The organism is Bradyrhizobium sp. 1 (assembly GCF_023073315.1).
GTDB lineage: Bacteria > Pseudomonadota > Alphaproteobacteria > Rhizobiales > Xanthobacteraceae > Bradyrhizobium.
On sequence record NZ_JADPJH010000030.1, the window covers coordinates 1 to 1,227 of the forward strand.

1 protein-coding gene is annotated in these 1,227 nt (G+C 63.3%); it reads left to right on the top strand.

The window, feature by feature from the left end:
• Nucleotides 1–52: 52 nt before the first annotated feature.
• Nucleotides 53–961 (top strand): flagellin, encoded by a 909-nt coding sequence (locus IVB29_RS24645; protein ID WP_247506003.1) that lies wholly within the window; start codon nt 53–55, stop codon nt 959–961.
• The last annotated feature ends 266 nt before the right edge of the window (nt 962–1,227 follow it).

Consider the following 1,227-nt stretch of genomic DNA (forward strand, 5'->3'; position numbering starts at 1 on the left):
TGCAAGCCCGGTATGTCCCCAACCTCAATCCAATTTTCAAAGGGACATCAAAATGGGTTCAAGTCTTCTCACCAACTCCTCCGCAATGACGGCGCTGCAGACGCTCCGGAACGTCAGCAGCCAGCTCTCCACCACGCAGAACCGGATCTCCACCGGCCAGCGCGTCTCGACCGCTTCGGACAACGCGGCCTACTGGTCGATCGCAACCTCGATGCGCGCCGACAACGCCGCGCTCTCCGCCGTCTCGGACTCGCTCGGTCTGTCGGCTGCGACCGTCGACACCGAATATACCGCTCTGACCGCGGTGGTGGGCGACCAGACCGGCGGCCTGACCAAGCTCCAGGCGCTGCTGGTTGAAGCCAAGACCGCCGGTATCGACCGTACCAAGATCCAGGCTGACATTACCCAGATCCAGCAGCAGATGAAGGGCACCGCCAATGCGGCGACCTTCAACGGCGTGAACTGGCTGAGCGCGACTGCGACCACACCGACGACCTTCAATCTGGTGTCGTCGTTCTCGCGCGTCGGCGGCACGCCCACGATCGGGTCCATTACCCTGACGATCTCCAACTATTCGCTCTATACGTCGGCTGCGGCCGGCATTCTGGACACCGTCAGCGGCGGTGCCTCGGTCGACACGCTCAGCATCGCCACGCTGACCGACTCGGCGGCTGACCAGACCACGCTCGATGGCTACATCACGAAGGTCACGGCAGCGATCAACTCGGTGGCCTCGGCCGCCGCCGATCTCGGCGCCGTCAAGAACCGCATCTCGACCAACACGGACTTCGTGAAGTCGCTGATGGACTCGGTTGATCGTGGTATCGGCCAGCTCGTCGACGCCGACATGAACCAGGAATCGACCCGCCTGTCGGCCCTCCAGGTCCAGCAGCAGCTCGGCGTGCAGGCGCTCTCGATCGCCAACAACAGCAGCCAGAGCATCCTGTCGCTGTTCCGCTAATCCTCAACACGATCTGAGGAAGGGCCGCGCTTCTCGCGAAGCGCGGCCCTTCCGTTTGGCGTGACGCTGCGTGCGCCGCAGTTTCACCTGCCCTGTTGCCGCCAGGCCACAGAGCCACAAGCCTCGCACAAGCTTCGCGGGTTACGGTCGCCGCTACGACAGGTTGGGCCCTAACCGCTCTTGCGCAGCCCAAAGGCATGACGCCGCCCTGTCGTACCGGTGCAAGCCCGGTATGTCCCCAACCTCAATCCAATTTTCAAAGGGAC

Bases quoted from the DNA above. Each gene is read 5' to 3' on its own strand.
- IVB29_RS24645 (WP_247506003.1), top strand. From the start codon at position 53: ATGGGTTCAAGTCTTCTCACCAACTCCTCCGCAATGACGGCGCTGCAG.